The sequence below is a fragment of the uncultured Sphingomonas sp. genome (genome assembly GCF_946477935.1).
GTDB lineage: Bacteria > Pseudomonadota > Alphaproteobacteria > Sphingomonadales > Sphingomonadaceae > Sphingomonas.
Genome location: NZ_CAMLAC010000040.1, coordinates 1 through 22,333 on the forward strand (window position 1 = coordinate 1; position 22,333 = coordinate 22,333).

Annotated in this window: 19 protein-coding genes and 1 pseudogene; 14 read left to right on the forward strand and 6 right to left on the reverse strand. The window is 68.7% G+C overall.

Annotated features, from left to right (window positions below; translation table 11 throughout):
* The 5 genes and pseudogenes from Q0U08_RS06495 to Q0U08_RS06515 form a co-directional block, all read right to left on the reverse strand.
* A pseudogene (locus tag Q0U08_RS06495) lies at positions 1-4,187 on the reverse strand (hypothetical protein); the annotation flags it as partial.
* A 13-nt stretch (positions 4,188-4,200) separates the two neighbouring features.
* Entirely contained in the window at positions 4,201-5,493 is a 1,293-nt protein-coding gene (locus Q0U08_RS06500; RefSeq protein ID WP_298090468.1) for an outer membrane beta-barrel protein, read from the reverse strand.
* Positions 5,490-6,392, reverse strand: coding sequence for an endonuclease/exonuclease/phosphatase family protein (locus Q0U08_RS06505; protein WP_298090470.1), 903 nt, complete (start codon positions 6,390-6,392; stop codon positions 5,490-5,492). The genes Q0U08_RS06500 and Q0U08_RS06505 overlap by 4 nt, the downstream gene beginning before the upstream one ends.
* Complete coding sequence (locus Q0U08_RS06510; protein ID WP_298090472.1) at positions 6,389-7,354, reverse strand: glycosyltransferase family A protein; 966 nt, start codon at positions 7,352-7,354, stop codon at positions 6,389-6,391. The genes Q0U08_RS06505 and Q0U08_RS06510 overlap by 4 nt, the downstream gene beginning before the upstream one ends.
* Complete coding sequence (locus Q0U08_RS06515; protein WP_298090473.1) at positions 7,354-8,223, reverse strand: glycosyltransferase family 2 protein; 870 nt, start codon at positions 8,221-8,223, stop codon at positions 7,354-7,356. The genes Q0U08_RS06510 and Q0U08_RS06515 overlap by 1 nt, the downstream gene beginning before the upstream one ends.
* A 228-nt stretch (positions 8,224-8,451) precedes the next feature.
* On the opposite strand from Q0U08_RS06515, the gene Q0U08_RS06520 reads away from it, so the two are divergent.
* From Q0U08_RS06520 to Q0U08_RS06530, 3 genes are read left to right on the forward strand one after another with little or no spacing between them, the layout of a single operon-like run.
* On the forward strand, positions 8,452-9,210 hold the full coding sequence (locus Q0U08_RS06520) for a glycosyltransferase family 25 protein (RefSeq protein ID WP_298090475.1): 759 nt from the start codon (positions 8,452-8,454) through the stop codon (positions 9,208-9,210).
* Positions 9,200-10,693 carry an oligosaccharide flippase family protein gene (locus Q0U08_RS06525; RefSeq protein ID WP_298090476.1) on the forward strand — a complete coding sequence of 498 codons (1,494 nt, stop codon included), beginning with the start codon at positions 9,200-9,202 and terminating at the stop codon, positions 10,691-10,693. Before Q0U08_RS06520 ends, Q0U08_RS06525 begins: the two co-directional genes overlap by 11 nt.
* Complete coding sequence (locus Q0U08_RS06530) at positions 10,690-11,706, forward strand: polysaccharide pyruvyl transferase family protein (RefSeq protein WP_298090478.1); 1,017 nt, start codon at positions 10,690-10,692, stop codon at positions 11,704-11,706. Before Q0U08_RS06525 ends, Q0U08_RS06530 begins: the two co-directional genes overlap by 4 nt.
* 10 nt (positions 11,707-11,716) lie before the next feature.
* Here Q0U08_RS06530 and Q0U08_RS06535 read toward each other — a convergent pair whose 3' ends face one another.
* Positions 11,717-12,451, reverse strand: coding sequence for a Crp/Fnr family transcriptional regulator (locus Q0U08_RS06535; RefSeq protein WP_298090480.1), 735 nt, complete (start codon positions 12,449-12,451; stop codon positions 11,717-11,719).
* A 259-nt stretch (positions 12,452-12,710) separates the two neighbouring features.
* Here Q0U08_RS06535 and Q0U08_RS06540 point away from each other — a divergent pair, with 259 nt between their 5' ends.
* The 11 genes from Q0U08_RS06540 to Q0U08_RS06590 form a co-directional block, all read left to right on the forward strand.
* A complete protein-coding gene (locus Q0U08_RS06540) occupies positions 12,711-13,784 on the forward strand; it encodes a catalase family protein (RefSeq protein WP_298090482.1) in 1,074 nt (357 codons plus the stop codon).
* A 176-nt stretch (positions 13,785-13,960) separates the two neighbouring features.
* The gene (locus Q0U08_RS06545) at positions 13,961-14,326 is read left to right on the forward strand and encodes a hypothetical protein (RefSeq protein ID WP_298090484.1); all 366 of its coding nucleotides are present in this window, start codon (positions 13,961-13,963) and stop codon (positions 14,324-14,326) included.
* Positions 14,327-14,612: 286 nt separating this feature from the next.
* Positions 14,613-16,031, forward strand: coding sequence for a methyl-accepting chemotaxis protein (locus Q0U08_RS06550; RefSeq protein WP_298090486.1), 1,419 nt, complete (start codon positions 14,613-14,615; stop codon positions 16,029-16,031).
* 47 nt (positions 16,032-16,078) lie between these two features.
* Positions 16,079-16,339 carry a lipid asymmetry maintenance protein MlaB gene (locus tag Q0U08_RS06555; RefSeq protein WP_298090488.1) on the forward strand — a complete coding sequence of 87 codons (261 nt, stop codon included), beginning with the start codon at positions 16,079-16,081 and terminating at the stop codon, positions 16,337-16,339.
* A 16-nt stretch (positions 16,340-16,355) separates the two neighbouring features.
* Complete coding sequence (locus Q0U08_RS06560) at positions 16,356-18,515, forward strand: chemotaxis protein CheA (protein WP_298090489.1); 2,160 nt, start codon at positions 16,356-16,358, stop codon at positions 18,513-18,515.
* Entirely contained in the window at positions 18,512-19,363 is an 852-nt protein-coding gene (locus Q0U08_RS06565; protein WP_298090490.1) for a protein-glutamate O-methyltransferase CheR, read from the forward strand. The genes Q0U08_RS06560 and Q0U08_RS06565 overlap by 4 nt, the downstream gene beginning before the upstream one ends.
* Positions 19,360-20,373 carry a chemotaxis response regulator protein-glutamate methylesterase gene (locus Q0U08_RS06570; protein ID WP_298090493.1) on the forward strand — a complete coding sequence of 338 codons (1,014 nt, stop codon included), beginning with the start codon at positions 19,360-19,362 and terminating at the stop codon, positions 20,371-20,373. The genes Q0U08_RS06565 and Q0U08_RS06570 overlap by 4 nt, the downstream gene beginning before the upstream one ends.
* On the forward strand, positions 20,370-20,945 hold the full coding sequence (locus Q0U08_RS06575) for a chemotaxis protein CheD (protein ID WP_298090491.1): 576 nt from the start codon (positions 20,370-20,372) through the stop codon (positions 20,943-20,945). The genes Q0U08_RS06570 and Q0U08_RS06575 overlap by 4 nt, the downstream gene beginning before the upstream one ends.
* A 14-nt stretch (positions 20,946-20,959) precedes the next feature.
* On the forward strand, positions 20,960-21,325 hold the full coding sequence (locus tag Q0U08_RS06580; RefSeq protein ID WP_112381462.1) for a response regulator: 366 nt from the start codon (positions 20,960-20,962) through the stop codon (positions 21,323-21,325).
* 23 nt (positions 21,326-21,348) lie between these two features.
* A complete protein-coding gene (locus tag Q0U08_RS06585) occupies positions 21,349-21,783 on the forward strand; it encodes a chemotaxis protein CheW (RefSeq protein ID WP_112381461.1) in 435 nt (144 codons plus the stop codon).
* A 46-nt stretch (positions 21,784-21,829) separates the two neighbouring features.
* The coding region (locus Q0U08_RS06590; RefSeq protein ID WP_298090492.1) for a response regulator at positions 21,830-22,333 on the forward strand (504 nt) is incomplete at its 3' end.

The window sequence follows — 22,333 nt, forward strand, 5'->3', positions numbered from 1 at the left end:
CCGTTCAGAACGTCGGCCTGTGCGCTGCCGGTGGCGTTTTCGATGCTGACCAGCCGATCCCCCTCCGCATCGCCGCCGCTGGCGGTGGCGTAGCGCAGGTTGATCGTGACGGCGCCCAGCGAGCCGGTGTAATCGGCGGTGTCGAGGCCGGTGCCGCCATCGAGCAGATCGGCGCCGGCCGCGCCGCGTAAAATATCGTTGCCGGCCCCGCCCGACAGCGCGTCGCCGCCGGTGCGGCCGACGATCAGGTTATTCTCGGCGTTGCCGGTCAGCGTCGCGGCGATGGTGCCGGTATAGACGAGTTCCTCGACATGATCAGGCAGGAGATAGGTGGCGGCAGCGGTGCGCACCCGGTCGGTGCCGCCGCCGGCCAGTTCGATCACCTGATCGCCGGCCTCGTAGACGACATACTGGTCGTTGCCGGTGCCGCCGGTCATGATGTCGTTGCCGGCGCCGCCGTCGAGCAGGTCGTCGCCTGCGCCGCCGTTCAGGATGTCGTTGCCGCCGCGGCCGTACAGCGTGTCGGCGACGAGCGGATCGTCGTTGCCGGTGATCGTGTCGGCGTAATTGGAGCCGACCACGGTTTCGATGCCGTAAAGCCGGTCACCCTCCGCCTCGCCGCCGGTGTTGACGTTGGTCTGCAGGTTGACGGTGATCGCGGACGATTTGGTGTAATCCACCTGGTCGCGGCCGGCGCCGCCGACGAGCAGGTCCGCGCCGAGCCCGCCGACCAGCTTGTCGTCGCCATCCATCCCGTACAGCGCATCGGCGCCGGTGCTGCCGTAGATGGCGTTGTCGAGCGCGTTGCCGATGCCGGTAAAGCTGTCCGATGCGGTGTAGCTGAGATCCTCGACATGGTCCGCCAGCGTCAGCGCGCCGAGCGTGGTGCGGACGATATCGGTCCCGCCATCGGCCTGTTCGATCACCTTGTCGTCGAGCGAGTCGACGACATAGGCGTCGTTGCCGGCGCCCCCGATCATCACGTCCGCGCCCGCGCCGCCGTCCAGCGTGTCGTTGCCGGCGCCGCCGTCCAGCCGGTTGGCGCCCGCGTCGCCGACCAGCGTGTCGGCAAAGGCGCTGCCGATCACGCCTTCCATCCCGCCCAAGCTGTCGCCGGCCGCATCGCCGCCGGTGTTGACGTTGGTGGCGAGGTTGATGCGCACCGCCGCGGCGCTGCCGCCATAGTCGGCGGTGTCGAAGCCGGCGCCGCCGATCAGCGTGTCCGCGCCCGCGCCGCCGGTGAACCACTGGTCGTTGGCGTCGCCGGCCAGCGTGTCGGCGAACTGCGTGCCGATGAAGCGTTCGATGCCGGCGAAGCGGTCACCCTCCGCCTCGCCTCCTGCACTGGTGCCGGCGGCGAGGTCGATGGCGATGGCGGCGTTATTGCGGGAATAGTCGACGGTGTCGAAGCCGGCGCCGCCGATCAGCGTGTCGGCACCGGCGCCACCGTCCAGCAGGTCGTCGCCGTCGCGGCCGTCGATCAGGTCGTCGCCGTCGCCGCCATGGAGGGTGTCCGCGCCGGTGCCGCCCGCCAGCGTGTCGGCGAATATCGAGCCGCGTATCGCCTCGATATTCACCAGCCGGTCGCCTTCGGCGTCGCCGCCGCTCTGCGTGTCGACGGCAAGGTCGATGCGGATCGCGGTGGCGGAACTGGTGTAATCGGCGGTGTCGAAGCCGTCGCCGCCGTCGAGCAGGTCGGCACCGGCGCCGCCGGTCAGCGTGTTGGCGCCGGCGTCGCCATAGAGCGCGTCACCTTGCGCGGAGCCGATCAGATCCTCGATCCCGACCAGCGTGTCGCCATCGGACGCGGTGCCGGCGCGCAGGTCGACGGTCATGCCGGTGATGCTGTCGGAATAATCGGCGGTGTCGCGGCCGGCACCGCCGTCGAGTAGGTCGGCGCCGCCGCGGCCGGCGAGGCGATCGTCGCCAGTGCCGCCGTAGAGGGCATTGCCGAAGGCGTCGCCCGACAGTGTGTCGGTGCCGGTGGTGCCGATGACATTCTCGATCCCCGCCAGCGTGTCGCCATCGCCGCCGATGCCGCGCGCAAGATCGACGGTGACGGCGGTGTCGGCGCTGTAATCCACCGTGTCGATACCGTCGCCGCCGGTCAGCGTGTCGGCGCCCGCGCCGCCCACGAACCAGTTGGCGCCCGCATCGCCGGTAAGCGCGTCGGCAAAGGCGGAGCCGACCAGGCGTTCGATGCCCGACAGGCGATCACCCTCGGCATCGCCGCCAAGGCCGGTGCCGGTGGACAGATCGACGGTGACGCCGGCGGCGCTGGCGCGGTAGTCGGCGGTGTCGAGGCCGTCGCCGCCGATCAGCGTATCGGCGCCGGCTTCGCCGACCAGCGTGTCGTTACCGCCGCGTCCGTCGATCAGGTCGTCGCCGCCCGCGCCGTCCAGCGTGTCGCCGCCCGCACCGCCGAGCAGGGTGTCACCAAAGGCGGAGCCGGCAATCGCCTCGATCCCGAGCAGCGTGTCACCGGCCGCATCGCCGCCCGCCGCGGTGCCGGCGGCAAGGTCGATCGCGATGGCGGCGGCGCTGTCGCCATAATCGGCGAGGTCGTAGCCGGCCCCACCATCGAGCAGGTCGGCACCGGCACCGCCGGCAAGAATGTCGTCGCCCGCGCCGCCGAACAGCCGATCGTCGCCGGCATTGCCGTAGAGGCGGTTCGCCCCGGCGTCGCCGGTCAGGGTGTCGGCGAAGGCGGAGCCCTCGACATCCTCGAACCCGTCATACAGGTCGCCATAGGCATCGCCGCCGCGGGCGGACAGGCGGGACAGGTCGATGGTCACGCCCGCCGCGCTGCCGGCATAGCTCAACCGGTCGCGACCGGCGCCGCCGACGAGGATATCCTCGCCCGCACCACCCTCGATCACGTCGTCGCCGGCATCGCCGACCAGCATGTCGTCGCCTGCGCCGCCATCGATCCGGTCGTCGCCCGCCCCGCCCAGCGCCATGTCGTCGCCGTCACCGGTGGCAAGGATGTCTGCGGCGGCGGTGCCGGCGATCAGGTCGGCCGCGGCGGTGCCCGTGGCGACCGCGACGCGGGTTTCGGATTGGGTGAGGGTGGAGCCGGTGCCGCGTTTGACCAGTATCGTGCCGGTGCCGGTGGACAGGCCGGCATCGACGAGCGTCAGGCGGCCGCCGCGCTCGGCGAGGTTGAAGACGGTGGGGGAGCCGGGGTCGCCGATCAGCGCCCCGTCGATGGTCGCGCTGGCGTTCGCGCCGAGCCAGACATGCTCGCGATTGCCGCCGGGGGTGGTGGCGCCGGCGTCGAGGCTGACGATGTCGGTGAGTTGGGCGTTCGCGCCCCAAAGCCGGATGTTGCGGCCGTTGCCGGACACGATCGCGCCGTCGATGACGATGTTGTCCGTCTTCAGGTCGAGGCCGCCATCGGAATTGCCGGTGGCGATGATGTCGCGAAGGGTGATGTTGTAGGTGCCGCGCTCGGTGGCGAAGCCGTCGCCGTTGCGATAGTCGTTCACTGTGTCGAGCGCGTTGCGCATCGCGACGCGCTCCACCGTCACGTCGTGCGCGGTACCGTCGAGGTGCAGGCCGATGGCGAAATTGTCGCCGTCCTGAAAGGCGCTGTCGGCGCGGACATCCCGGATGAGGATGTTGGAACTGTCATACTGGATGCGGATCGCACCCTTGGAATAGCCGGCAATATCGATGTCGCTGATGGTGAGCGTGTCGATTGTCGCGCTGGTGTTGGCGCCCGAGACGATGTTTTCGAAAAAGCGCGCGACGTTGGTGGCGGCGATGCCCTCCACGGTCAGGTCGGCGATGTCGGCGCCGACGCGGAAGGCGGTGCCGACATTTTCAAAGGCGAGATCGCGGAAGACGAGGTGGTCGGCGCCGTCGAGCAGGCGAATGATTTCCTCGCCGCCGGGGTTGGCGGGGTCGAAGGGGGTGGGGCGGCTGCCGATGATGGTGGCGTCCATCGGGTTGCCGGCGGAGTCGACGCCGCGAATGGTGACGGGTAGCCCCTCGCGGCCACCCGCGACGATGGACAGGGCGTCGGCGGGGGCGGTGTAGGCGCCCTGGTCGGCGATGAGGCGGACCTGTCCGCCGGGGCCGGCGGCGGCGATGAGCTTGGGGAGGTCGGCGAGGGTGGCGGCGTCCGCGGCGCTCGACCCGTTGCCGGAGCCGCTGCCTGTGGGGGAGATGTAGAGTACCGGCATGCCCGTTATCCTCTTATAATCCCAGGAAGGTCACCCCGACCGAGATGCGATTGTCGGCGAAGTTGCGGCCCGCATTGGCGCCGCTGCTCGACTGGGTGCGGCGCTGTATGTCGGCGCGCAGTTGCAGGCGGTGGTTGACCGAATAGGTGGCGCTGGTGCGCAGGGTCCAGCGATCATCGTCGCGCTCGATGCCGGAGAAATCGCGCTTCTCCAGCTCGGCACCGGCGGACAGGATGAGGTTGCGCAGCAGTTCGTAATCGGCGCGCAGCGAGGAGGTGGTCTTGAGATAGGCGGTGGCGCCGATGATCCCGGTCTCGCTGACGCTGCGATCGACCGTGCCGGTGATGGTGACGAGCGAGGACAGGAAATAGGCAAGCTCGCCGCGGATCAGGAAGCCCGACACGTCCTGGAAGAAGGGATCGTCGTAATCCTGTTGCAGATAGCCGGCGCGCAGCGAGCCGCGCATCTTGCGACCCAGTTCGAAGCTGGAGCCGGCGGCGAGTTCCCAGCCGGTCGAACTGCGCGCAGGCACGGGGCCGAGGCGGGTGCGATAGTCGCGGACATTGTACGACCCGGCGACGAACAGCGCGACGCTGGGGTTGAGCGCATATTCGCCGATGCCGGTACCGGTATAGGTGGTGCGATCACGGAAATCCTGATCGACCACGTCGCCCAGCGTGTTCACCTCGTCGCGGTAATCGCGCCGCTCGATACTGCCGATGCCCTGAATGCGCAGGCGGTTGAAGGCGTGGGAATAGGCGGCGGTCCCCTCCGTCACGGTGAAGCGGACGGGGCGGATCACCTGTTCGGGGCTGTCGGGCGACACGCGCTCCTGGAGAAAACGGCCATGCGCCAGCGACAGGTTCAGCCGGTTGTCGCGGCTGATCGTGTAGGCGGCGGAGGCGCCGAGATTATACTGGGTGGCGTTCTCCGTCGTGCGATCGGCGTAGCGGAGCAGGTCGAGTTCGCCCGACAGGTTCAGGCGCAGGGTTTCGGACGGACGGGTGACCGAGACGCGGGGGCGGATGCGGACATAGGCGTCGCCGATCTCGCGGCCCGAGGGCTGCGCATAGATATTGTCGTCATAGCCCGCCCCGATCGCGATGCGGGGCAGCACCTCCAGCGCGCCGATCCGCGCGGGCTGGGGCGTGTATTCGGGGTGGTTGCGTTCCAGCACGCTGGTGTTGCGATCGCGGCCGAAGGGGTTTTCGGAGGCGACCGAGCCGAGGCCGTCGGTGGCGTCGGACTGTTGCGCATGCGCAGGGACCGCGACCGCGATGCAGGAAAGGGCGAGCCACCGCTTCATCGGCGGGCGACCTGAATCAACAGGGGGTAATGGTCCGAGCCGGTGGCGGGTAGGCGGGCGGCGTCGGCGAGCGCCCAGTCGGGGCCGGCATAGAGGTGGTCGATCGGGAGGACGGGCAGCGGGCGGCGCCAGCTCGCCAGGCTGCGGGTGAAGCGGGTGAGGGGCGCGAAGGCGGCGTCCTGTTCGCGCATCGCGGCGGCCCAAGGGGTGAGGTTCATGTCGCCCGCGACGATCCAGTCGTCATGCGGGACCATGCTGAGCGCCTGCGCCATTTCCGCGCGCCGCCGTGCCTGTTCGGGGCCGGGATGGGGGTAATGGAGCGTGGCGACGGTGAAGGCGGCGGCGCCCGGCGGCTGGATGCGCGCCCAGAGCAGCGGCGGGCCGAAGCTGTGGCCGGCACCATCCTTCAGGAAATAGTCGCGGTCGCCGATCGGCCAGCGCGACAGGATGGCGAGTTCGCACCCCTGGGGACAGTCGGTGGCGTAGGGCAGGTGCTGGCGCAGGGCGGCGAGCATCGGGCGAAAGGGGCCGTTCGCCTCCTGCAGCAGCACCACGTCCGGATGCGCGTCGAGGATCGCCTGCGCGGTTTCCGCCGGATCGGGATTTTCGTGCCAGACATTGTGGGTGACGATGCGGACCTGCGCGGCGCGCGCCGCGGGAATGCCGCGTGTCCATTCGGGCAGCACGGCCGCGGCGACCGGGATCAGCGCCAGCACCGCCAGCGCCGCCGCGACACGGGTGCGGGCGAGCAGCAGACCGAGCAGCGCCGGTACCGCGATGAGCGGCATGAACGACGCATAGGCATCGAGCGCGGGCACCCAGCGGCCGGCAAAGGCGGCGCAGGCGGCCAGCAGGCTTGCCGCGACGAGCAGCAGGCCGATCGAACGGATGATCCTCACGCGCGGGCGAGCAGCCGGCTGCGCAGTGCGTGGCCGCCCTGGCGAAGCCCGGCGGGCAGGTGCCGCGCCGCCAGCACCAGTCCGGCGGTTCTCCATCCTTCCGGCAGGCAGACGTCGCCAAGGCCGATATCGATCCGGCCGGGCGTCTTCATCGCATAGCGGGCGTAATGCGCGATCTCCTGATTCACCAGGCGGCGGAGCAGTGCGACTTCATGGGCAGGCGCCATGCGCATCAGCCGGTGTGCGGTCTCCACCAGACAGGGGACGCCCAGCGTAGTGGTCGACTTGCTGACCTTGTTTTCCGAATCGCGGTGGAAGGTCGCGCTGGGGGTGGGATCGTAGCGCAGCGGGCCGCGGGCGACGACGCGCAGCCACAGATCCTTGTCGCCGCCGCGCACCGCGCGCCCGTCCGGAAACAGGCCGGCGGCGATCAGCGCGTCGCGGCGGATGGCGATCGCCCCCGTCCACATCGGGCATTCGCGCACCGCCAGCCAGGCCGACAGGAAGCCGGCGAGGTCGAGCGTCACGGGTACATGCAGCGCGGGCGCGATCTTCTGCGGCTGGCTGCGCGTCTCGAACACATGGTCGAAGCGGGTGGCGGCGGCGTGCGCCTCCGGCGCGTCGGTGATGCAGGTGGCGAGTGCCGCGAGATGGTCCGGCGCCCACAGGTCGTCGGCATCGAGAAAGGCGATCCAATCGCCGGTCGCCGCTTCTATTCCCAGATTGCGGCCGGCATAGCCGCCGGGGCCGGGGCGGGCGAGGTCGAGCAGGCGGATGCGCGGATCGGTCATCGCGGCGACGATGCCGCGACCGCCATCGGTGGAGCCGTTGTCGACGACGATCAGTTCGTGCGGCGCTTGGGTCTGCGCGAACACGCTGTCGATCGAGGCGCGGACGTGGCTGGCCTTGTTGAACAAGGGCATGACCACGGAGAAGCGGGGGGAGGGCGTAGTGGCGGCCATCAGTCGCGTGCCGCCTTGCGACCGGCGGCGAGCGCCAGATATTCGCTGGTGGCGATGCCGGCCAGTTCCAGCGTCAGCTTCATCACCGCGGCACGGCGCTTCAGCGACAGGCCGGGCGAGATCGCGGCGCGGCGCAGGCGGCGGGCGGTATCGACCGCGGTGACGCCGAGCACGCGGGCGAGGCGCGGCGTGGCACGGGTACGGTCCCAGCGGCCGCCGCTCAAACGCTGGCGCTTGCGCACCAGCTCGGCGCGGCTGGCGCGCACCGGATGGCGCACGACCATGGTGGGCGTGTAGATCAGCGGGCGCCCGGCGGCCTTGATGCGCAGCGCCATCTGGCGGTCGCCACCCGATTTCACCCCGGCATCGAAGCCGCCGAGTTCGCGCAGCAGCGCGGTTTCGCTCGCCCAGTTGGCGGTGGCGCAATTGCCCCGCGCGGCATGGGCCTGCGGGAAGCTGAACAGGCGTTCGTAATCGCCGAACACCTCGCCCTCCTGCTCGCCCTCGTCGAACAGCTCGATACGGCCGGCGAGCACGCCGAAACCGGGATTGGCCTTGGCCGCCTCCAGTACGCGCGCGAGCCAGTCCGGATCGGGGACGCAATCGGCGTCAGTGAAGGCGGTGATGGGGGCGTCGACCATCGTCAACGCGGTGTTGCGCGCGGCATAGGAGCCGGGGGTCGGTTCCTCCAGCACGGTAATGCCTGGATAGCTGCGCGCGATGTCGGCGGTGCCGTCGGTCGAGCCGTTGTCGACGACGATGATGTCGAACTGCGCACGTGGCAGCGTCTGGCGTTCCAGCGCGTCGAGGCAACGGCCGAGCGTGGCGCGCCCGTTCCAAACTGGAATGACAACAGCGACTTGGGACATGCGGATGGTTGCCTTGTTTCGCAAGCGGTCCGTCACACCATCCGCCGCTTGGGGCTCCCGTCAACCTTATGCTGCGACTGCGAAGACGAAGCGCCCGACGATCGCGGTGACCCGAACGGGCACGGACTTCGCGGCCGCATCAATCGCAGCTACCAAGAAAAGGCCAACCAATCCCGCGTGTTGCAAGGGTCAACTTTGCACCGCCCAAGAGCAGGAGGCAAAAGGATCGTGGGCCAAGCCTTGCCCGAATCGGCCACAAAGGCCGAGATCGTCGTGGTATCTCTGGCATCGGCCGATGTTCGGCGTGCCGGCTTTGCCGCGCGTGCCGATACATGTTTGGACTGGCGCTTCTTCAATGCGTGCACCGGGCTGGCACCGGGCATGGCGATGGACGAACTGGCGGTCGCCCGCACCAAGGGGCGCGCGATGACCGGTGGCGAGATCGGCTGCTATGCCAGCCACTGGTCGATCTGGCGCGACATGGTGGAGCGCGGCGTGCCCCAGACGATCGTGCTGGAAGACGATGTGGTGGTCGACTGGCGCTATCTGGAGCGGCTGGCGGCGACCGACCTGCATGGGCAAGGCATCGATTATCTGCGGCTATACGCCAAGCGCCCGACCTGGAGCCGGACGGTGCGCAAGGATTTCCTGCAACATTCGCGCACCGTGGTGGAGCTGATCGGGCTGGCCTATGGCACGCAAGGCTATGCGATCACGCTGGCGGGTGCCCGGCGGCTGATGGAGCATTGCCGCACGGTGCGCCGGCCGATCGACGATGCGATGGACCGGTCCTGGGCACATGGCCTGCCCAATCTGGCGCTGTTCCCCGCGCCGATCCTGGAGGCGACGGTGGCGTCGGACATCGGGGCGGCGCGGTTCCAGCCCAAGGCGGACCCGGCCTATCATTCGCTGCGCCAGAAGACGTGGCGCCATGTCGAGCGGGCGCGGATGCGGCTGCTAAAGGCGAGGCGCGGTCTTGGCCAGTGAAGGGGCAAGCCAGGCGCCCGCACGGTTCGATGCGTCGCTGCGCAAGCGCAGCCGCAGTTCGATCTCGTGGACGGTCACGCGGTTCCTGTCCGATCAGGTCTTCTCGTTCATCGTCTTCGTCGCGCTGGCGCGGCTGTTGTCGCGGGCGGACATCGGCGCCTTCTCCGTCATGGCGTTCACCGCCGAGGCGTTCCGCATCGTCGCCACCGCCGGGCTGGTTCAGACGATCGCCCGGCGGGGCGACCTGTCACCAGGGTTTTTGGACACCATCTATCGCTCGCAACAGGCTTTTTCCTTTGCGTCGGCGGCGGTGATCGCATTGCTGGCCCAGCCGATCGCGGCGTGGATGGATGCACCGGGCATCGCGCTGCCGCTGGCGGTGATGAGCCTGGTGCTGCCGATCTCTTCGTTCGGCGGGACGCACATGGCGCTGCGGCTGCGCGAGTTCGGGCATCGGACGACCGCGATCCGCTCGGTGGTCGGCGGGCTGCTGGGGGGCGGGGGCGCGGGCGTGGCGGCGCTGCTGGGCGCAGGGCTGTGGGCGCTGGTGATTCAGCGGCTGGTGACGGAGATCGTCGGCGTGGTGCTGGCGCGGACGTCGTATGACTGGAAGCCGGGCTGGGCGTTTGAATGGCCGGAGCTGCGCGCGAACCTCGCGCTGAACGGCAGTCTGATCTATGTGCAACTCGTCTTTCTGGCCACCGTGCGCGTGCAGGAGATGGCGATCGGTGCGGGGATCGGGCTGGCGGCGGTCGGCATCTATCGGACCGCGTGGCGGACGGTGGAGCTGATCGGACGCGGGGCGATCCAGCCGTTCACGCAAGTTGCGGTGCAGACGCTGTCGCGGGTGAAGGACGATCCCACCGAGCTGCGCCGCGCCTATCAGTGGATGATCGGGCAGGCGTCCGCCCTGTCCTTCCCGGCGCTGGTCGGCTTCGGGTCGCTGGCGCCGCTGGCGGTGCCCACCGTGTTCGGCGACAAATGGGTGGAGGCGGGGCAGTTGGCGCAGATATTCGCGTTCATGGCGCTGCCCTTCACGCTCAACTTCTTCGCGTCGCCCTCGCTCAGCGCATTGGGGCAGTCGCGCAGCCTGATCTGGCTGTCGACGACGCAACTGGTGCTGGGCCTTATCCTGACGCTGCTGGCGCTGCCCTTCGGCCTATTCGCGGTTGCCGTCTCCTATGTGGTGCGCGCCTATCTGACCGTGCCGCTTCAGGTGTGGCTGCTGGCGCGGGCATCGGGCATCCGGCCGGCGCACAGCATCCGGGCGATCGCGGCGCCGCTGGCGGCGTCCACGATCATGGGCGTGCTGCTGGCCATCGTGATGCGGATGACCGCCGGGCTGCTCCATGGCTGGACGGCGCTCCTGTTCCTCACCGCGCTCGGTGCGCTTGTCTATGCCGCCGTGCTGATCGGCCTGTCGCCCTTGTGGCGCGGGCGTCTTCAATCCACCGTTCACCGCTTGCGAAAGGGCCGGGCATGACCGCTTCCCCACAATCCGCCGATCACATCGTCGCCGAACTCGGCCGCCGCTTCGCCGAGACGGTGGATGCGGTCCTGCCGCCGGGTCGCATCGCGCTGGTCGATTATCCCGACCATTCCAATGTCGGCGACAGCGCGATCTGGCTGGGCGAGATGGCGTATCTGAAGGCGCGGGGCCGGTTGCCCACTTACTATTCGGCGATCAACGACCTGGACGATGCGGCGCTGGCGGGCGCGGTCGGCGACGGGCCGATCCTGATCCATGGCGGCGGCAATCTGGGCACGCTGTGGCCCAAGCACGAGAATCTGCGCATCCATCTGCTGAACACGCATCGCAACCGGCCGATCGTGCAGATGCCGCAGTCGATCCATTATGCCGATCCCGCCGCGGCCCGGCCGCTGGCCGATGCGATCCGCGCGCATGGCAACTTCACGCTGCTGGTGCGCGACCAGCGATCGCTGGCGTTCGCGCGCGAGCATTTCGACTGTCCGGTGCATCTGTGCCCGGATGCCGCGCTGATGCTGGGGCGGCAGCGGCGGGCGGCGGCCAGGGTGCCGGTGTTCGGGCTGCTGCGCACCGATCATGAGCGGGCGGCGGGCGCGGATGCGGCGCCGGCGGGCGCGCTGGTCGACGACTGGCTGATCGAGGATCCGGCGCAGTTGCGCTATCTGCGGTTGTCGCTGAAGCTGTCCCGGCTGGTGATGCGCGATCCGATGGCGATGCGGGCGATGCGCCAGCGGCGGCTGGCGGAGTGGCGGCTGAAGCGCGGACTGGCAATGCTGGCGCAGGGGCAGGTGGTGGTGACCGACCGGCTGCACGCGCACATCCTGTCGCTGTTGCTCGATATCCCGCATGTCCTGCTCGACAACAGCTATGGCAAGGTGGCCGGGTTCGCCGACCAATGGACGGCGGGCTATGCGGGGTTGATGCGCGCAGAGACGCGTGCCGACGCCTTTGACCGCGCCTTTGCCCATGGACAGGCGCCCGCCGGCCGGCGGGCTGCAGGCGGATGAGGTCCGCCGGTCAGTCCTGGGGCGCCCCCAGGACCAGCCGGCGATATTCGCGCTCGGGCGGGCCATAGGTATCGCCGGCCAGTTCGGCGAGCTTGGCCCGGTCGCGCACCACGACGCGACCGCGCAGGCCGCGTACCGCCTGCTCGGCCTCCAGCCGGTGCAGCGCATCGGTGACGCTGGACCGGCGCACGCCCAGCATCAGGCGAAATTCCTCATGCGTCAGGCAGATCTCGTCGCCGCTGACCCGGTCGTGATACAAGAGGATCCAGCGCGCCATGCGGCGTTCGACCGGATGGATGAGCGAGGACACGATGGTCCGGCCCATTTGCGTCATGAACACGGCAACGAAACGGAGCAGGGCGGCACGCAGCGACGGGCTGTCCTCGACCGCCGCCATCAGTCGATCGGCATCGATGCGCAGCGCGGTGCCCTTTTCGGCGCGCATGATGACATCGTGCAGCCACCGGTCGTCGCCCATGAGGAGTGGCCAGCCGACAAACCCCTCCGCCCCGACAAGGCCGACGGCCAGGCGGCGATCACCCTCCGTCCGGTCAAGCACGGCAGCAATCCCTGCTTCGGGAAACCACAACGTGTCGATCGACGTGCCGGCCTCGGCGACGCTGTCGTCCACGGCAAAGGATACGCGTTCCAGATAGGGCGCGATCGCCATGAAATCGGACGGATCGAGCGACCGCAAAAGCGTATTGCCGACCTGATCCTGCTGCATTGCGCGTTCCGCGAACATGTTCGTCGCGTGTGCGAAACCGTCTGTCGTCCCCCGGTGCATGATCCCTGCCTATGACCTGTCGCGGATGCAAATCCAGAGAATGAACGCACAACTTGGCATTTCGACCGATACCGTACCGAAACTAGGCTGATCTTCCGGCGGTTGGCGGAAACACAGCAAGGGATGCGAACGACCAGCGATGCCGGCGCCGCATGTGTTGCCAACGACACGGTGACGCCGAACGGCCCGGCCGTTCTGTTGTTGCAGGAGAACCGACATGACCGCCCCCGCCATCCGCTACACCCCCGACATCGAAGATGTGCAACCCGAAGAGCGCGAGACGATCGCGCAACTGAACGATACGTTTGACGTCATCCTGGAACGTACCGCCGAGGATTACGGCCATGCGGTGCGATCGGTGCACGCCAAGTCGCACGCGATCCTGGAAGGCGAGCTGATCGTCGACGACGGCCTGCCGCCAGAGCTGGCGCAAGGGGTGTTCGCGACCCCGGGCCGCCACAAGGCCTGGCTGCGCATGTCGACCAATGCGGGCGACATCCTGCCTGACGCGATCAGCCTGCCGCGCGGGCTGGCGGTGAAGATCGCGGGCGTCGAGGGCGAACGGCTGCCGGGGGCCGAGGGCGACGCGCAGGATTTCGTGATGGTCAACGGCACGGTGTTTCAAGCCAAGACCGCCGACAAGTTCCTGGGCAATCTGAAGATGCTGGCCAAGACCACCGACCGGATGGAGGGCACAAAGAAGGCGATGTCCGCCGTGTTGCGCGGCGTGCACAACGCGCTGGAGGCGGTGGGAATCGAGAGCCCGGCGATCGATTCGCTGGGCGGCGCGCCCAATGTCGATCCGCTGGGCGAGACCTATTACAGCGTCACGCCGTTTCGGTACGGCGATCATGTCGCCAAGTTCAGCATCGCGCCCGTGGCCCCCGCACTGACGGCGCGCACCGGCGCGATCATTCCGGTCGACGGGCGTGAGGATGCGATCCGCGAGGATGTGCAGGCCGAAATGTGGGGCATCGATGCCGAATGGGAGTTCCGCGTCCAATTGTGCCGTGACCTGGAGCGCCAGCCGATCGAGGATCCGACGGTGGAATGGGACGAGAGGGAGGCACCCTTCATGCGCGTCGGCGTGATCCGTGCCGCCGCGCAGGACAGTTGGGATGCGGCCCGCGTTCAGGCGGTGAACGAGGAAATGCGGTTCAGCGTGTGGACCGGCATCACCGCGCACCAGCCGCTGGGCAACATCAACCGCGCACGCCGGGAGCCGTATCGCCACTCGGCCGATTTCCGGGCGCGTTATAATGGCTGTCCTTACCACGAACCGGCGGCCTGATCGTCGCGTGCTCTGACGTGCCCCGATCGTGCGGAGCGTTGCACGGTTCTACGCCTCTCGTCCCGCATGCCGGGCCGCCCGTCGCGGCATCGGGCGGACAGGCCATTTCAGGGAACGCTCACGTTGACGGGCCGGTCTGTGGCTGTTACTGACAATCATTCTCATAACGAGAGCGATTGCGTATGTACGATCTGATCGACCGTCCCGTCCGCGAACTGCCGGCCTTCGAAGCGGCCGTGCTGGCCCGGACCCGCCGCTGGGTCCACGCACTGACGATGGCGGGAATTGTCGCCGACCCCGAGGACGATGCATTCGGGATGGCGATGCGGGCGCTGGATCGCGGATCGCAGGACCTGTTAGTCATCGAACGCCCCTGTCACGACGTGGTGGGAGAAACCGAGGCGGTGCTGCTGGGGCTGTGGCGGCTGGTACGCGCCGACCGGATCGGCAAGGCCGATGCCGTCGCTAGCGGTTTGACCGATGCAGATGCCGGACGGGTGATGGTCGCGGCAATGGCACGGGCGGTTCACGCCATCGGGTGATTCGGGACCGAGGGCTATGCTTTCAGCTTGTAAAAAGCCGAACGGCCATTGTTGAAATCTTTTTCAGCAGGAAATGTTGCGGGTTGAGCGCATTTGGCGTTCGCCCCAACCAATTTTGTCCTGTTCTTAGGTATTTACATCTGAAACGGTAATTAATCCGACCCGGCCACATTAAGGAAGCGTGTACGGCCGATAGGGCCGAAATTTACCATCCAGGCCTAGACCGGGCAGATAACGCGCTCGGCTCGGGAGGGAACCGTCAGCGCTCCTTTAAGGAGTTCTCCTAATGTTTGGATGGTTTACCCAGAATGCGCCGATCGCCACGAAGATGCGAGTCCTGACGGCGACCTATGGTACGTTGGCAGGTGCGTCGCTGGCGCTGATCGCCTTTCGCGACACGCTGGGCGCGGACATCGCGATCGCGACCGGCGCCGGGATCACTGCGCTGACGTTGCTGATCGCCTGGGTAACCGGGCGTGCGATCGTGATCCCCTATGTCGCCACGGTGGTGCGGATGGAGGGCCTGGCCGCGGGCGATCTGGATGCCCCGATCGGCTATACAGAGCACCGCGACTGCGTGGGCCGGATGACCAGGGCGATGGGTGTATTCCGCGACAATGCGGCGGCGGTCGCCGAGGCGCGGGCCGCGCAGGAGATCGTGGTGGGCGCGCTCGGTACCGGCCTGGAAAATCTGGCGAACGGCGATCTGAGCCGGCCGATCCCCACCATCTTCCCGGCGGATTACGAAAAGCTGCGTCGTGACTATAACAATGCGCTGGCCGCGCTCAGCGGGACGCTGAGTGCCGTTACCCGTTCGATGGACGGCATCCGCACCGCATCGTCCGAGGTCAGCACCGCCTCCGACGACCTGTCGCACCGCACCGAGCAGCAGGCGGCCAGCCTGGAGGAAACCGCGGCGTCGATGGAGGAGATCACCACCACCGTGCGCGAGGCGGCGGACGGCGCGTCGCGGGTCAACGGTGTGGTCGATGCGGCCAAGTCCGAAGCCGAGGAAAGCGGCCGCATCGTGCGCGAGGCGGTGTCGGCGATGGGCGGGATCGAACGCGCCAGCCAGGAAATCTCCGAGATCATCAGCGTCATCGACGGCATCGCGTTCCAGACCAACCTGCTGGCGCTGAACGCCGGCGTGGAGGCGGCGCGGGCGGGCGATGCGGGTAAGGGCTTCGCGGTGGTCGCCTCCGAGGTGCGCGCCCTGGCGCAGCGCTCGGCCGATGCGGCCAAGGACGTGAAGACCCGCATCCTGACCAGTTCGGAGCAGGTGGGCAACGGCGTGACGCTGGTCAACCGCACCGGCCAGTCGCTGGAGCGCATCGTCGCGCGCATCAGCGAGATCAGCACGCTCGTCTCGCAGATCGCGGCATCGGCAGCGCAGCAGGCATTGGGGCTGTCGCAGGTGAACACCGCGGTCGGCGAGATGGACAATGTGACGCAGCAGAATGCCGCCATGGTCGAGCAGTCGAGTGCGGCGGCCCGCTCGCTGGCGAGCGAGGCGGACGAGCTGGCGCGGCAGGTGGCACGCTTCCGCCTGTCGGACACCGGCGAGACGGAGGCGCCGCGCCTGCCGGTGAGCGCGCCGATATCGCGCGCTCCGGCCCCGACGCGGGTGGTGGCGCGCCGGGCGGCAACTCATGGATCGCTGGCGCTGGCGGTCGAACCGGATGCGGACGACTGGTCGAATTTTTAACGCCTGCCGCCGTACATCGTCTCGATCGCTAAAGGAAAACCCTTCGCATGACGCGTCTTGCGCTGCCCTCTACCCTGGACCTCGCCGCCGCCACCGCGTTGCTGGACACGTTGCGCGGGGTGTCCGGTGACATCGTGCTCGATGCCGGCGGGGTGGAGCGCATCGGCGTGGCCGGCATCCAGTTGCTGTTGAGCGCGCAAGGCACCGCGGATGGCGCGGGCCATGCGCTCACCATCGAAGCGCCGAGCGAGGCCTTTTGCACCGCCATCCGCATCTCGGGCGCCGACGCGCTCCTTGCCGACCGCTGATCCAGGACCCGTTCCCATGCAGCTCGACGAAATCCAGGCCATCTTCTTCCAGGAATGCGAGGAAGGACTGGCCGTCATCGAAACCGACCTGGCCGACCTGCGCGACGGTGCGCCGTCGGACGAGACGATCAACACCATCTTCCGTGCGGTCCATTCGATCAAGGGCGGCGCGGGGGCGTTCGGCTTTGACGCGTTGCAGGGCTTTTCGCACCAGTTGGAAACGGTGCTGGATCTGCTGCGCACCGGCGAACTGACGCCGGAGCCGGAGCTGGTCGCGCTGTTGTTCGCGGCGTTCGACGGGCTGACCGATCATGTGGCGTGCGCGCAAGGGGGTGGCGGCGCACCGGACGATGCGGCGCTGATCGCGCGGTTGACGGCGGCGGCGGGGCGTGCGGGCGCGACGCACGATGTCGCGGAGCCGGCGCCGGAGCCTGCGGTGATTGCCGAGGTGGTGGGTGATGCGTTCGACCTGGACGCGCTGCTTGCCGATATCGGGCTGGGCGATCCGCCGGCACCGGCGGCGATCCCGTGGCGGGTGCGCTTCGTGCCGGGACGCGGGGCGTTCGACAATGGCGGCGATCCGCTGCCGCTGCTGCGCGAGCTGGATGCGCTGGGCGGCCGGGTGGTGGCGATCGATCGCAGCAGCCTGCCGTCGCTGGATAGCTTCAGCGTCGACGAATGCTATCTGGGCTGGACGCTGAGCGTGCCGGGCGAGGTGGCGCGCGACGATATCGCCGCGATCTTCGATTTCGTGTCGGATCAGGCGGAACTGGTGATCGCGCCGGAGGGGGAGCAAGAGGCACCGCTGCTGATCGCGGAGCCGGTGGCCGAGGCGGTGGAAGAGGATCTGCTGGCGGCGGTGCTGGCGATGGTGGAGCCGGCGCAGGTGGCCGAACCACAGCCGGTGGTGCTGCCGCCGGTCGTTGCGGAGGAGCCGGTCGTGGTCGCGGCGGTGGCGGAGGACGGGGCGAACCGTCCGGCTGCGGCGGCGGCGGCCGGGGGCGCGACGATCCGGGTGGAGCTGGAAAAGCTGGACCGGCTGGTCAATCTGGTCGGCGAGCTGGTGATCACCCAGGCGATGCTGGCGCAGCGCCTGTCGATCCACGGCGTCGGCGCGATCGACGAGCTGTCCGACCTGGATCACCTGACCCGAGAATTGCAGGACAGCGCGATGTCGATCCGCGCGCAGCCGGTGAAGTCGGTGTTCAGCCGCGTGCCGCGCATCATCCGTGAGCTGGAGGCGAGCACGGGCAAGCGCGTCCGCCTGGAGGTGGAGGGCGAGATGACCGAGGTCGACAAGACGGTGGTGGAGCGGATCGGCGAGCCGCTGACCCACATGATCCGCAATGCGGTCGACCACGGGCTGGAGACGCCCGACGAGCGCGTGGCGGCGGGCAAGCCGGCAGAGGGCGTGGTGCGGCTGGCGGCCGAGCATCGGTCGGGCCGGATCGTGATCTCCGTCTCGGACGACGGGCGCGGGATCGACCGGACGCGGGTACGCGCCAAGGCGGTGGAGCGCGGCATCGTCGCGGCCGACGCCAATCTGTCCGACGAGGAGATCGAGAACCTGATCTTCGCGCCCGGCTTTTCGACGGCGGCGACGATCTCGAACATTTCCGGGCGCGGGGTCGGTATGGATGTGGTGCGGCGCAACGTGCAGGCGCTGGGCGGGCGGATCGGGATCAGCTCCAAGTTCGGGCAGGGATCGACCTTTACGCTGACGCTGCCGCTGACGCTGGCGATCCTGGACGGGATGGTGGTGAGCGTGGGCGGGCAGACCTATGTCATCCCGCTGGCGCATGTGGTGGAATCCCTTCGCCCGCGTGACGGCGAGGTGCGCGGCCTGGGGCCGGGGGCGGGCGTGCTGGACGTGCGCGGCACGTACCTGCCGATCCTGCCGATCGGGCGGCTGCTGAACGTGCCGGAGGCCTGCGCCGACCCGACGAACGCGGTGCTGGTGGTGGTGGAAACCGATGCCGGCCAGTCGATCCTGATGGTCGACGGCATCCAGGACCAGCGGCAGGTGGTGGTGAAGAGCCTGGAGGCGAATTACGCGCCGGTCGCGGGACTTGCGGGCGCGACGGTGCTGGGGGACGGGCGCGTCGCGCTGATCCTGGACGTCGAGACGCTGGTGCAGCGGCACCGGTCGGACACGCCGCGGGCGTTGGCCGCATGAGCGCCGCGGCGGCCCCGATGCAGGGCGAGTTCCACCTGAGCGACGGCGATTACGAAACGATCGCGCGGATGGCGCACGCGCATGCCGGCATCATGCTGGGCACGGGCAAGCGGCAACTGGTCTATTCGCGGCTGGCCAAGCAGGTGCGGCGTCGCGGGCTGGCCGACTTTGCCGACTATGTCGCCCTGCTGCGCAACGATGCGGACGCACGGCGGGAGGCGATCTTCGCACTGACCACCAACCACACCAAGTTCTTCCGCGAAGACCATCATTTCACCCATTTCGCCGAGCATGTGCGGCCCGACCTGCTGTCCCGCGCCGAGCGGGGCAGCGCGGTGCGGCTGTGGTCGGCGGCCTGTTCGAGCGGGGAGGAGCCCTATACGCTCGCGATGACGCTGTTGGGCGAGGATCGGGCGGGCGGCGCACGCATCGCGCAGCGCGACATCGCGATCCTGGCGACCGATCTGGCGCCGCACGTCATCGCGACCGCCAAGGCGGGGCGCTACCCCGCGGACATGGCGCGCGACATTCCCGATCGCTTTCGCCGGACCTGGGTGAAGCCGGTGGGCGACGAGATCGCCATGGCGCCCGAGCTGCGGCGCGTGATCGCCTACAAGCATCTGAACCTGCTGGAATCCTGGCCGATGCGGGGGCGGTTCGACGTGATCTTTTGCCGCAACGTCATGATCTATTTCGACGAGCCGACCAAGGCGCGGCTGCTGGAGCGATTTGCCGGCCTGATCCCGGTGGGGGGGTATATGTATATCGGCCATTCCGAACGGTTGATCGGCCCGGCCACGGCCATGTTCGATTTGGTCGGGCACACCATCTATCGGAGGCGCGGCTGATGACGCGCGTGCTGGTGGTGGACGATTCGGCGACGATGCGCGGGCTGGTGCGGATGATGCTGGCCAAGGACCCCGAGATCACCGTGATCGGCGAGGCGGGCGACGCGCAGGAGGCTCGCGCCAAGATCAAAGCGCTGAACCCGGACGTGGTGACGCTGGACATCGAGATGCCGGGAATGAACGGCCTGGATTTCCTGGACAAGATCATGGCGCTTCGGCCGATGCCGGTGGTGATCGTATCGACGCTGACCGAAAAGGGGGCGAGCGCCACGATCCGCGCACTGGCGGCCGGCGCGTTCGATTGCTTCCCCAAGCCCGCCTCGATCGCGGCGGTGCGCGACGATGCGACACTGGCGCGGATCGTGCGCGCGGCGGGACGCTCGCCGGTGCGCCGCGCGCCCGCAGTGGCGGCACCCGCGGTCGCGGCGCTTGCCCGTCGCGGCACCTCGGACGGGGTGATCGCGATCGGCGCATCGACCGGCGGCGTCGAGACGCTGCTGCGGGTGATCGGCGGCTTTCCGGCGGACTGCCCGCCGACGGTGATCGTGCAGCACATGCCCGCGCTGTTCACCGCCAGCTTCGCCGACCGGCTGAACCGGTTCTGCCCGCCCCATGTCGAGGAAGCGCGCAGCGGCACGATCCTGAAGCCCGGCCATGTCTATCTGGCGCCGGGTGGCGAGCAGCATATGGAAGTGGTGGGTGCGACCATGCCGCGTATCCGGCTGTACGAAGGGCCGACGGTCAGCGGGCACCGGCCATCGGTGGACGTGCTGTTCCGGTCGGTGGCGCGGCTGGGGCGGCCAGCGGTGGGCGTGCTGCTGACCGGCATGGGGGCCGACGGTGCGGCGGGCCTGCTGGAAATGCGGCAGGCGGGCGCACGGACGATCGGGCAGGACGAGGCGACCAGCGTCGTCTACGGCATGCCCGCGGTCGCCCATTCGCTGGGTGCGGTGGAGCGGCAATTGCCGGTGCAGCGCATCGCCGCATCGGTGATGGAGATGGCGGCATGAGCCTTGCCACGGGGCGTACCGCGATGCTGCGCGCCGACGGCTTTCGCCATGTCAGCGTGGTGCAGGGCGAACGCGGCGTCTCCGCCGATCCGCAGGTGCTGTTCGCGACGGTGCTGGGCAGTTGCGTCGCGGCCTGCCTGTACGACCCCGAAGCGCGGGTGGGCGGGATCAACCATTTCCTGCTGGCCGAGCCGCAGCCGGGGCAGGTGGTCGATGCGACCGCCGCGCAGCGTTACGGCGTGCACGCGATGGAATTGCTGATCAACGACATGCTGCGCCAGGGCGCGCGGCGCGACCGGCTGCGCGCGCATCTGTATGGCGGGGCGAATCTGCATCAGGGCATGCGGCCGATCGGCACCGCCAATGCGGAGTTCGCGATCCGCTTCCTGCAACAAGACCGCATCCCGCTGGTCGCGCGCGATCTGGGCGGTCACGCCGCCCGCCGGGTCGAGTTTCAGGCGGCACTGGGTCGATCGCGCGCCAAGCTGGTCCGCGATGCGCCGCCCGAGGCCCCGGTGCGCCCCCGCCCCGTATCCCAGCCCGTCGCCAGCGGCGACGTTGAACTGTTTTGAAGGATTTAGAGAGCATGACGCGTACCATCATGACCGTGGACGACTCCCCCAGCATGCGCGCGCTGCTGCGCCATGCGCTGTCCGGCGAAGGCTATCAGATCGCCGCCGCCGAGGACGGTGTGGATGCGCTGGAGCGGATCGACGCGGCCGCGCCCGATCTGGTCATCACCGACATCAACATGCCGCGCATGGACGGGTTCGGCCTGATCGAGCAGTTGCGCGGCCATCCGCGCTGGAACGGCGTGCCGATCCTCGTGCTGACCACCGAGTTTTCCGACGAGAAGAAGGCGCGTGCGCGTGCCGCCGGCGCGACCGGCTGGATCGTCAAGCCCTTCGACCCTGCCAAATTGTCCGCGGCCGTTCGCCGCGTGCTCATCTGACCGATCCAAAAAGGACGCTTTCCATGGCCCGTCAGCTCATCACCTTTGAACTCGGCGACCAGTCGCTGGGCATCGACATCATGGCGATCCGCGAGATCCGCGCCTGGTCGCCGGCGACGCCGCTGCCCAACGTGCCGGCCCATGTGCGCGGCGTGGTGAACCTGCGCGGCGTGGTGCTGCCGGTGCTGGACCTGCGCATGCGGATGGGCTGGGGCCTGACCGATCCGACCGCGCGCCACGTCATCATCGTGGTGCGCATCGGCGAGCAGTTGCAGGGCGTGATCGTGGATGCGGTGAACGATATCGTGACGATCAATCCGGATGACATGCAGCCGCTGCCCGATGTCGGCACGATGCAGGCGGCGGGCCTGCTGGAAGGGTTGGCCACGGTGGAGGACCGGATGATCCTGGTGCTGGACCTGGAACGGCTGGCCCCGCCGATGGCCGACGCCGCCTGATTTTTCGTATCCGTTCCCCGCGTATCTGTTTCAAAGGAATGCCGACATGGCCAAGGCCAGAGTTCTAGTCGTCGACGATTCGTTGACCATGCGCGCGCTGGTCGCGGGCATGCTGGAGAAGGACAAGAACATCGAGATCGTCGGCCTGGCCGACGGGGCCGCGGAGGCGCGGCAGATGGTGCGGGACCTGAAGCCCACGGTGATGACGCTGGATGTCGAGATGCCGGGGATGAGCGGGATCGAGTATCTGGCGGAGATCATGGAGACCGCGCCGATGCCGGTCATCATGTTCTCCACGCTGACCGCCAAGGGCGCGGACAGTTCGATCGAGGCGCTGCGGCTGGGGGCGCTGGACTGTTACCCCAAGCCGACGCGCGCGACGCCGGACGAGGTGCAAAAGGCGATCGGGCAGTTGGCGAAGACGGTGAAGGAGGCGCCGGCGCGCTTCCGGGCGCTGAACGACGGGGCGAAGAAGCCGTCGACGAAGGCGGCGACGGACGCGCCGTTCAACTGGAACGGCAAGCTGCTGGCGGTAGGGGCGGACGTGGGC